This window comes from Protofrankia sp. CiP1_Cm_nod4, assembly GCF_982290645.1.
This window is the reverse complement of record NZ_CEVIVC010000106.1, coordinates 8009-17485: the sequence shown is the minus strand read 5'-3', so window position 1 is coordinate 17485 and position 9477 is coordinate 8009. Positions and strand designations below refer to the sequence as shown.

Below are 9477 nucleotides of genomic sequence, written 5' to 3'. Positions count from 1 at the left end.
TGTCCACGCCTGCCCCCACTCTCGAGACCACATGTGATCACATACTCGCTACTCTGCTGCCGGACCGGCCCGCCGCCGACGACGACGTCGCCGTCCTGCTCGCCCGCACCCACACCCTCACCGCCGGCCAGGTCGCCTCCTGGGACCTGCCCGCCGACCCCGCCGTCGTCGCCCACGCCCGCGCCCACACCATCCGCCAGCTCACCGCCTGGAACCTGCCCGACGTCATCCCCACCACCACCCTCGTCGTCAGCGAACTGGTCACCAACGCCATCCGCCACACCACCGGCCCCATCCACCTGCGCCTCATCCGCGACCGCGGCGCCCTCATCTGCGAGGTCTCCGACGCCAGCAGCACCGCCCCCCACCTGCGCCGCGCCCGCACCCTCGACGAGAACGGCCGCGGCCTGTTCCTCATCGCCCAGCTCACCCACCACTGGGGCACCCGCTACAACCGCACCGGCAAGAGCATCTGGGCCGAACAGCTCATCTGACACCGCGCAGTGGCCCGGTGCCCACGGCACGCTCACCGCATGAGGCCCACGGCGCGCTCACCGCGCGTCACGACGAGGGCGGGGGGCCGTGCCGAGGCCGAGACGCTGGCGGGAACGGACACGCCGGTCGAAGAAGTCGCGGACAGCCTGGTCGAAGACCGAGTTGTCGTCGCCGGCGACCATGTGATGGGCGTCGGCCACGTCGACATATTCGGCGTGGGGAACCAGCTCAAGGAAACGCCGGGCATCGTCGACGCTCAGTACGTCCGACCTGCCGCCGCGCACGAGCAGAGTCGGGATCCGCAGCGAGACGGCCGCCTCCTCGAGCCCGGGCATGACCACGTGCCCGCGCTGGGACAGCTGATTGCTGGTATCACGCAGAAAAGCGGGATCCCAGTGCCAGAACCACCGGCCGTCGACCCGGCGGAGGTTCTTGCGCAGGCCGCTGATGTTGCGCGGCCGGGGCCGTTGCGGGAGATAGGCCGCGACGGCGTCGGCGACCTCGTCCAGGGAGCCGTAGCCCTCCGGCCTGGCCGTCATGAACTCCCGGATGCGGTTCGTACCGGCGGCCTGCAGGAACGGTGAGACGTCGACCAGGACGACACCAGCCGCGAGATCGGGATGCTGCCTGAGAGCCGTCAGCGAGGCAATGCCGCCGAGGGATGCCCCGATGAGCACGGGCGCCCGCCCCGTCCACCGCACGGCCGCCACGACATCGGCGGCGAACCGGCTCAGGGGGTAGATCCCGTCGGGCGACCAGCCGCTGTCGCCGTGCCCGCGTAGATCGATGGTGAGCGCGTACCAGCCGTCACGGGCGAGCATACGGGCGGTCGTGCCCCAGGAATGACGGGTCTGGCCGCCGCCGTGCAGGAGCAGGACCGGGGCGGCGGCCGGGTCGCCGTAGGCATCGCCGACCAGCTCGACCCCGTCCGCGGGAATACGTATCGTCACCGGTTCGCCGGTGTCGGTGGTGACCCTGGCACAATCCGGCTCGTCACCCGTGGACGAAATCGATCGTGGGTCATTCTGCACGCCGTGTCTCCTACCGCACATGCCTGTCCGTGCTGACGTCATCAGGATACTGTTCGGCATCTCCGCGACCAGTGGGCAGGACAGGCCCTGATGTGAGCGATATGCGAGGAGCGGTCTTCGCAAGATTTTTCCGCACTTCTGGTGGAATCGCGCTCCACGCTGGATATTCCCGCTCCGGATACGCCGCCGGCCGCTGTTCCGACGCTCGGGCCCGGGCCGGTGAGAGCATCGCTGTAGAGCATCGCTGTTCGCCATGGTCCCGACGCCGCCGCGCGGTGGCCCGCGTACCGGTCCTTAAGCCGCTTCGTGACCGCTGTAGCAGCGCCACCGCGCCTGGAGCGGCACGGGGGAGGATGCCGAGCTCTCAGTTCCCGTCGTCGCCCGACCAGGGGATCGTCCAGCGGTGGTCAATGGTGTCGCCACGGCGGGCGAAGCGCAGATCGGTGGACAGCCGCATCACGTCCCCTGTGACGTCCAGGGACGCGTGGATGAGGTGCGAGTTGTGCAGGGTGATGTCGCCGGCCCTGCTGACGACGTGCATCCATCGCAGGCCCAGCTGGCTGGAGACCCAGAAGAGGTCGTGGCTGATCGGCCGGGGATCGCCCGGGCGGTCCGTCACCGCACGCAGGGGCGCCAGCTTCTCGCGGCTGAGCCGGTGCGACCCCTCCAGGTAGACCATGCCGCCGGTCTCGACCGAGCAGTCACCCAACGGTATCCACATCGTCACCAGGCGGTCGGAGCCCGCGTCGAGGTAGTCGAAGTCCGCATGGGCGCGGGTCGCGGTGAGCGACCCACGGTGGAAATGCCGGACAATATGCCGCGGCAGCAGAACCGCGGGGGCCTCCAGCAGTGTCTCGGCCAGGCGCAGCAGCTGCGGGTTCTTTATGAACCGGCTGAAAGCGGCTGAACGGACGAAGCTGTGGGCCGGATGGCCCGGCCAGCCGTGCGGCGGGAGGCCCGGCGGCAGCTGCCCGGAGAAAACACCGTGAACCGGCTCGGTCCCGGGCTTCAGGTAGACCGGGTCGAACCGGGAGAAATAGCCGGCCCGCAGCGCGCGGACCTCGTCCGGATCGAGCGCGCCGCGCAGGTGCAGATAGCCGTCCTCGTGGAACCGGCGCCGGAGCGCAACCGGATTGGACAGCAGCGGGGTGCTGTCACGCAGCAACGCGAAACGATCGCTGTCGAAAGGGATCGACAGCCCGTTGGAAGTCAGTCGCTTCGCGGTGACCGGCGTCCGCCGCAGACTGTCGTGCGCACCACGGGCCACCGGATCCGACGACGCATAATGCCGGTCACCTGCCTGGTCGATATAATTCACCCCAGAGATACCTGACGAATCCAGCGAAGCGCCGGTGACAATGGCGAGTTCCCCCACACCTGATCCTGACCTTTCTCGCATCGACGAGCGTGACAGCGAACCATGTGATTTTATGGGACGCGGCGCAGAACAACGCCCGAATTGGAGAACTCGGACGAAAGCAACATGTAGCCGCAGGTCAGCGGCGGTGGGTGTTATGGCATGGCGGCACCGGCATCATCCACACGGCAAGAACGCCGGAGCGGCCCCGTCGGCACCGGCGCCGTTGATTCATCCGCCGAACGACCGCTCGAACGACCGCTGGACGGACGCCCACCTGATGATCGACAGCGGGGCCCCGGCGGGCCCCGGCACCGAGCAGATGATCGCGGAAGCCGCTGCTTCCGGTTCGGTCTCCTACGGCTACGTCGACGGCGGAGACAGTCCACGGCAGCCGGGCCCACCTGCCGAAAAGGAATGAAGCAGTACTCTGGTACGACTTCGAGTATCGACTCTCCGAGTCGTCAGGAGGCCCGGATGCCCGCGGAACGTCAGCTGCCCTCGGACGAGGCGCGCGAACTGGTCGAACTCGCCAGCACGATCGCGGAGAAGGAGCTCGAGCCGCGGGTGGCCGAGTGGGAGGAGGCCGGCCGGTTCCCTCGCGACGCGTTCACCGTCCTGGGCCGGGCCGGGCTGCTCAGCCTGCCCTACCCCGAGGAGGCCGGCGGCGGCGGCCAGCCGTTCGAAGTGTACCTGCAGGTCCTGGAGGAGATCGCCTACCGGTGGGCGGCGGTCGCCGTCGGCGTCAGTGTGCACGCGCTGTCCTGCTACCCGCTGGCCATCGCCGGCAGCCCGGAACAACGCGCGACCCTGCTCCCGCGGCTGCTCGATGGCGACCTGCTGGGCGCCTACTGCCTGTCCGAGACGCACGCCGGCTCGGACCCGAGCGCGATGCGCACCCGCGCGGCCGCCACCACGGACGGCGGCTTCCTGCTGACCGGGACCAAGGCGTGGGTCACCCACGGCGGGGCGGCGGACTTCTACACCGTCTTCGCCCGCACCTCCGACGACCGCTCCGGCGGCATCTCCTGCTTCGTCGCCGACGCCACGAGCGACGGCCTGACCGCCCAGCCGCCGGAGCGGAAGATGGGGCTGCGGGGCTCCCCCACCGCCATCGTGAACTTCTCCGACGTCCGGCTGCCCGCCGACCGGCTGGTCGGACAGCCCGGGCAGGGGCTGTCGATCGCCCTGTCCGCGCTGGACTCCGGCCGTCTCGGGATCGCCGCCACCGCCGTCGGCCTGGCCCAGCGCGCCCTCGACGACGCGGTCGCCTACGCCCGGCAGCGCACGAGCTTCGGCAAACCGATCATCGAGCACCAGGGGCTCGGTTTCCTGCTCGCCGACATGGCCGCCGCCGTGGAGTCGGCACGCGCCACCACGCTCGCCGCCGCCCGCCGCCGCGACGCTGGGCTGCCGTTCTCCCGCCAGGCCAGCATCGCCAAACTGGTCGCCACCGACGCCGCCATGAAAGTCACCGAGGACGCCGTCCAGGTGTTCGGCGGTGCCGGCTACACCCACGACTATCCGGTCGAACGGTACATGCGCGAAGCCAAGGTCATGCAGATCTTCGAAGGCACCAACCAGATCCAGCGGCTGGTCATCAGCCGGCACCTCGCCTGCTCCTGACAGCTCCTCGCCCCGGCCCGGCACGCGCGCCCCGGCGGGCCGCCACTCCGTTCACACCGTCAGTCAGCCGGGCAGGCCGCTGGCCGTTCGGTCAGGCAAGGCTGTTCGGCGGCGTCCGCATCCGCGTCCGTATCCGCGTCCTGGACGATCCCGTGCAGCAGCAGTTTCGCCAGCTCGGCGTAGGCGTCGGCATCGGAGAGGCCGGTGACACCCGCGATCTCGCCCTGCTGAATGGCGACCATCGCAAGGGTCGCGACATGCCCGACAAAGGACGCGTGCACATCACGGAAAGCCCCGCCGGCCACCCCTTCGGCGACGAGCGTACGAATCCGCGCCGCCGCGACCCGCGTGTTGAGCTCGTAGACGTCGCGGGCCGGCGGGAAGGCTGCGAGATCCCGCCGGAAGGCCTCGGACGCCGGCTTCAGCTCCTCCGCCACGGCCGCCAGATAAGCGCCGACCCGCGCACCCGGATCCACGACCTCGGCCACCCGCCGCTCCACCTCGGCCGCGGCGGCACGGAAGAAGTGGACGACGACCGCGACGGCAAGCTGCTCCTTGCTGTGCGCCAGCGTGTAAAGGCTCGACTTCGAGCAGCGCAGCCGCGCGGCAAGATCAGCAAGTGTGAAGTGCGCGAACCCCTCACGCAGGAAAATCTCGACGAGCCGGTCGAACAGGTCGGACTGCCGAGACGTACGGCGGCTGCCGGAGCTCGGCCACGGATGGCCGTCGAGGGACACGGTCATGACCAGTACAACGTTACCGGCCCAGCGGACACGGCGGCCCGACGCGGCAGCACAGGACACCGGACACAGGAAGATCGCGACCGCCCCGAAGCCGTACCCGGCCGGCCCCGGATCGCGCGGGCAACGTCCGCCCGCCGCCGGACACACACGGAGCAACGGTCAGCTAATCATCAGCGGCCACGCCGGTGACGACATTCGTTGACAGGCTGCGAAAAAGATCGCCGTATGTTTGTTGCCATGTACGCCAGCCGGGCCGAAAAACGTACCGAACGACGAACTCGTCCGGATCGTGCCCGTACGGAAGCCCGCGGACAGCGTCCACGGCCCGGCCGGGATTCTATCGCTGGAAGTCTATTCGCTTCAGGCGGTTCGGGTAGATGCTGAAACGGCCCAGGTCGTTGGTGCCGAAGAAATCGCAGCCGGTTCCGATGCCACCCCGCGCCGTCTGGCCGGTGAGCAGGGTGACGACCAGGTCGGCCTTGCCGTTCGGGGTGAACTGCTCGTCCGAGCGCAGCACCTCTATGCTTCTCATTTTCTCGAACGGGATGTCCTGGCCGCTGGACAGCGTGATGCCGTGCCCCACGGAGATGCAGTAGGACAGTGTTTCGGCCCGTACCGAGGTGGCCACGCCGTCCGTCGCGGTCAGCACCGCGGTCGCCTCGGACCATGGCCTCGTCCCGGAGAGCGCCGACGGACTGGCGCCTCCGGCGGCTCCAGAAACGGCGTCGCCCGAAACCGATGAAACCGGCAAAGGTGATGATGCGGATGAGGCGGACGAATCCGATGAGCCTCTCGATGACGACGAAGCAGACGATCCTGGTGAGGACGGCGAAACAATCGGGCCGCGCGAGCCGGCCGCCCCTGCGCTCGCCAGCGAGGCTTCGCCGTCACCGGTGCCGGTGAGGGTGGCCAGGGAAACGACCGCGGCGATGACGGCGGCCAGCAGGAAAGCGGTCACGACCGCCCACCGCAGCCGGCGCCGAGGCCTACGGCCCCGGTCGCCATCACCAGGGGGTACGGCCGGCGGCTGGAAGGGCAACGTGCCTGGCAATGGCGGCTGTGCCTGGTGCGGCCAGGGCGGCTGCGTGCCCTGCGCGCCATAGCCGGCGCCGATACCTGTGCTGTCCGCGCCGGTATCGGCGCCACGGCCGGCTCTCAGGCGCGGCTCGTGGCCACGGGCCTGGTACGCGGGTGTCTCCTGCTTGTTGAGGACATCTGCCGCCGGCGGTGGCGTCGCGGGCCTGAAAGCGTCTGCCTTGTCGGAAGCACCTGCCGGTGGCGGGGCCGCCGCGGGCCTGAAGGCACCTGCCGGTGGCGGCGGCCCCGCGGGCCTGAAGGCGTCAGCCGGTGGCGGTGGCGCTGTGGGTACATACCTGGCCGTCGGCGGCACCCGCTCGCCGGGTGCCGGCACGTGGCCGGCGGCCTGACGGATGTCGTCGTCGAGGCGCAGCCGGATGCTGGAGCGGGTGGTCCAGCCCGGGCCGTAGGCGTCGGCGGCGGCATGGGCCAGCTCGAGGGCGAAGGCGTGGGCGGAGGGCTGGCGGGCGGCCGGATCCTTGGCCAGGGCGCGCAGGACGACCTCCGCGACCGGGGCGGGCACCCCTGTCGGCGACGCTGGGACGACGTCGAGGTGCTGCTGCCACAGCGCGCGCACCGGCAGCTTCGGGTCGAACGGCGCCGCGCCGGTCAGCAGGTGGTAGAGCACGACCCCCAGCGCGTACAGGTCGGTGGCCGGGCCCAGCCGGCCACCGGTGATCTGCTCGGGGGCCATGTAGGCGGGGGTGCCCACGAGCGCGCTGGCGGTGGCCGCCGTCCCTTCGACGATCTTCGCGATCCCGAAGTCGGTGACCTTCAGCAGGCCCGTGGTGTCGAAGAGCATGTTGTCGGTCTTGATGTCGCGGTGCAGCATCCCCTGGCCGTGCGCGCAGGACAACGCCGTGGCCACGGCCAGCCCGGCCGCGCAGGCGTCCTCGGGCGGCAGGCCCACCCGGCGGCGGGTCAGCGTCCCCCCGCCCAGCAGCTCCATGATGATCAGATGCAGGTCCACGGTCTCGACGTAGTCGTAGACCCGGACCACATGCGGGTGGTCGATACCGGCGAGCAGCCGCGCCTCGGCGGCGAAATCGGTGCCCGCGCCCTCCTGGGCCGCGGCCAGCACCTTGATGGCCACGGGCCGCTCCAGCCGGCGGTGCCGGCCCTCGATCACCAGCCCGAACGCGCCGGTACCGAGCTGGGTGCCCAGCTCGTAGGCGGGCAGCGCGGCGCCTATCCGCGCACGATCGACGATCACGGCTCGGCGTTCACCCCCGGACGGCACCAACTACCGCCCACCATCATGAAAACGTCCATATCCTCCGCACAAGCTGTTGCGATTCTAGCCACGCGACGTTGCATGACAGGCGGAAGGTCGTTGGCCCGACAGGCCAGGAAACACGCATCATCGGATCCGTTCGCCCCTCCCGCTGGGCGGTTCAGCGTCCGGCCGAGGTTTCCGCCAGCTCGGAGACGTACGGCCGGCCCTCCCGCCAGGCCGCTATCTGATCGGGACGGCCGTAGGTCCTGAGGTAGTCCTCGACCCCGTTCTCGGTGAGCTCGCCCAGCACCGCCGGTTCGAAGCCGGTGCCGTCCGCGCCGGCGAAGGCCGGCAGCGGCTCGAGCACGGTGTCGAGGCTCGGATGGTAGAAGATCCCGATGGACCGTCGGGTCACCGTGCCGCCGGCCACGACCCGGTGGCGGACGGGACGTAGCCGGCCGTTGGTCCAGCGGGTGAGGATCGTCCCCGAGAACACCTGCAGCGCGCCGGGCACGGCAGGCACCGGGATCCACCTTCCGTCGGGTAGCTGCACCTGCAGCCCGGTGTAGTCGCCGCTCTGGTGCAGGATCGTCACGGCCGAGGTGTCCGTGTGCTCCAGCAGCAGGAGTTTGTCCTCGTCGGAGGCGGTGTCCGGGTAGGTCCAGGTCGGGTAGTCGTTGACGACAAAGCTGGTGTAGTGGGGCTCGTCGTGCGGGAAGCCGCCGGCGGGCAGGCCGAGGATCCGCTCGTACAGGCCCAGCGCCCGCCGGGCCAGGCCGACGGCCGCGTCGATGTAGGCGAAGGTGACCTCGCGCAGGCCGGGGTCCTGCGGTGGCCAGACGTTGGCGTGCTCGTAGAGCCCGAGCCACCGCCGGCTGACCCCGGCAGCGGCGGCATCGGCCGGGTTGTCGAACTGGGCGATCGAGTACCGCTCGAGCTCCAGGCGGCCGAAGTCGTCGGGCCACTGGCGCCAGCCGCGGTAGGGATGCCCGGTGGGGCTGGCGAGCGTGGCCTTCTCGGCGCGGGGCAGCCGCAGGATGCGCCCGATCCGCCGCTCGAAGTCCTCGATCAGGTCCTGCGGGACGCCGTGGTTGACCACCTGGATCAGTCCGATGCTCTCGGCCGCGTCGCGGATCCGCCGCAGCAGGCCGGCGGGGGCGTCCTCGGCGAGGGCCGCCTGAAAGTCGATGACGGGAATCGTGTCGCTCATGGCGGATGTCCCTCCGGGGATGTCTCGGGGATTGCGGTGCCGGGATGTCGAGATCGGGAGCGAATTGTCAGGGCGAGGCGCGAACGGACCGTGGGATGAATAACAACAGATACGGGCAGATGCGGACAGATATGTGAAGTACGAGGCCGATACGCCGGTCAGGACCAGGGCGTGCTGGGGCGCGGCTGGCGGACACCGTCTACGGTCAGGTCGACCCGCTCGTTGAAGAACGCGACAAGACCAGCGATCTTCGGGATCTCTGGAATGGATTCGGCGTAGCTCCACGCGATGTCGTCGATCCGCGTACCGTCCGGTCTCTCGTGAGACCAGTACCGCGCTTCGCCCTTGTACGGGCAGCGGGTGCGGGTCGGTGCCGGTGTCAGCCGGTCCCATCGCACGTCGAGCTTGGGCAGGTAGTAACGGATCGGCAGCCCGGTCTCGAAGAGCAGGGTCGGATGGTGGGTGTCGGCCAACAGCTCGCCGCCGACACGGACCTCGACGTGCCGCGACGAGGGCAGCGCGTCGACACGCTTGTAGGGGTCGCGGGGGTGGACGAAGACCTCCTCGTCCTCCTCGTACCAGGCATCGGCCCTGTCCCAGTAGAAGGCGACATGGTCGGCGAGCTCGGCCGCCTCGGGGATCGGATCCGGGTAGGCCCAGACCGCGTTCTCAGCACTCCGATCACCGACGGTGATGGTGAAGTAGGACGCGTCGCCCTTGCG

Annotated in this window: 9 protein-coding genes; 3 read left to right on the top strand and 6 right to left on the bottom strand. The window is 69.9% G+C overall.

The window, feature by feature from the left end:
* The coding region (locus AC5LSR_RS17875) for an ATP-binding protein (protein WP_250284995.1) at positions 1-494 on the top strand (494 nt) is incomplete at its 5' end.
* 57 nt (positions 495-551) lie between these two features.
* On the opposite strand, the gene AC5LSR_RS17870 is transcribed toward AC5LSR_RS17875, so the two are convergent.
* Together AC5LSR_RS17870 and AC5LSR_RS17865 are read right to left on the bottom strand one after the other, a co-directional pair.
* On the bottom strand, positions 552-1445 hold the full coding sequence (locus AC5LSR_RS17870; RefSeq protein ID WP_250284996.1) for an alpha/beta fold hydrolase: 894 nt from the start codon (positions 1443-1445) through the stop codon (positions 552-554).
* Positions 1446-1890: 445 nt separating this feature from the next.
* Positions 1891-2844, bottom strand: coding sequence for a phytanoyl-CoA dioxygenase family protein (locus tag AC5LSR_RS17865; RefSeq protein WP_250284999.1), 954 nt, complete (start codon positions 2842-2844; stop codon positions 1891-1893).
* 187 nt (positions 2845-3031) lie between these two features.
* On the opposite strand from AC5LSR_RS17865, the gene AC5LSR_RS17860 reads away from it, so the two are divergent.
* Together AC5LSR_RS17860 and AC5LSR_RS17855 are read left to right on the top strand one after the other, a co-directional pair.
* Positions 3032-3304 carry a hypothetical protein gene (locus AC5LSR_RS17860; protein ID WP_250285000.1) on the top strand — a complete coding sequence of 91 codons (273 nt, stop codon included), beginning with the start codon at positions 3032-3034 and terminating at the stop codon, positions 3302-3304.
* Between the two features lie 56 nt (positions 3305-3360).
* Positions 3361-4509 carry an acyl-CoA dehydrogenase family protein gene (locus AC5LSR_RS17855; protein ID WP_250292705.1) on the top strand — a complete coding sequence of 383 codons (1149 nt, stop codon included), beginning with the start codon at positions 3361-3363 and terminating at the stop codon, positions 4507-4509.
* A 59-nt stretch (positions 4510-4568) separates the two neighbouring features.
* Here the strand turns inward: AC5LSR_RS17855 and AC5LSR_RS17850 are convergent, their stop codons facing one another.
* The 4 genes from AC5LSR_RS17850 to AC5LSR_RS17835 all read right to left on the bottom strand — a co-directional run.
* Positions 4569-5252, bottom strand: coding sequence for a TetR/AcrR family transcriptional regulator (locus AC5LSR_RS17850; RefSeq protein WP_250286940.1), 684 nt, complete (start codon positions 5250-5252; stop codon positions 4569-4571).
* 337 nt (positions 5253-5589) lie between these two features.
* Positions 5590-7542 carry a serine/threonine-protein kinase gene (locus AC5LSR_RS17845; protein ID WP_250286942.1) on the bottom strand — a complete coding sequence of 651 codons (1953 nt, stop codon included), beginning with the start codon at positions 7540-7542 and terminating at the stop codon, positions 5590-5592.
* Positions 7543-7723: 181 nt separating this feature from the next.
* Positions 7724-8755, bottom strand: coding sequence for a 2OG-Fe(II) oxygenase family protein (locus AC5LSR_RS17840; RefSeq protein ID WP_250286945.1), 1032 nt, complete (start codon positions 8753-8755; stop codon positions 7724-7726).
* A gap of 158 nt (positions 8756-8913) precedes the next feature.
* Positions 8914-9477 (bottom strand): DUF427 domain-containing protein (locus AC5LSR_RS17835; RefSeq protein WP_250286948.1); only part of this gene is annotated, 564 nt, incomplete at its 5' end.

Excerpts from the sequence above, each read along its gene's own strand:
- AC5LSR_RS17855 (WP_250292705.1), top strand. The coding sequence starts at position 3,361 with ATGCCCGCGGAACGTCAGCTGCCCTCGGACGAGGCGCGCGAACTGGTC.
- AC5LSR_RS17850 (WP_250286940.1), bottom strand. The coding sequence starts at position 5,252 with ATGACCGTGTCCCTCGACGGCCATCCGTGGCCGAGCTCCGGCAGCCGC.
- AC5LSR_RS17840 (WP_250286945.1), bottom strand. The coding sequence starts at position 8,755 with ATGAGCGACACGATTCCCGTCATCGACTTTCAGGCGGCCCTCGCCGAG.